The 242-nt window shown below is 71.1% G+C and carries 1 pseudogene; it reads left to right on the plus strand.

Going from position 1 to position 242, the window contains the following annotated elements:
* Positions 1-242: pseudogene (locus tag ASG00_RS16070) on the plus strand (DNA replication/repair protein RecF); the annotation flags it as partial.

The raw sequence follows: 242 nt of genomic DNA on the forward strand, positions 1-242 counted from the left end.
GAAGTCGGCGCGGGCGCGCGGGGTGCAGGGTTCGGGGCTCGCCACGCTCGAGGTGTGGGACGACAAGCTCATCGAGCTCGGCGCACAGATCATCGACGCACGCCAGGGGTTGGCCGTCGACATCGCGGGTCCGCTGGCGAGCGCCTACGCCTCGATCGCGGGCGCGGACCATGACCCCAGCGTCCGTTGGGTGCGCTCCATCGACGGAGGTGATCCCGAGGAGGACGAATCGGCCTCGGAGG

The sequence above is a fragment of the Microbacterium sp. Leaf351 genome (assembly GCF_001423825.1).
Lineage (GTDB): Bacteria > Actinomycetota > Actinomycetes > Actinomycetales > Microbacteriaceae > Microbacterium > Microbacterium ginsengisoli.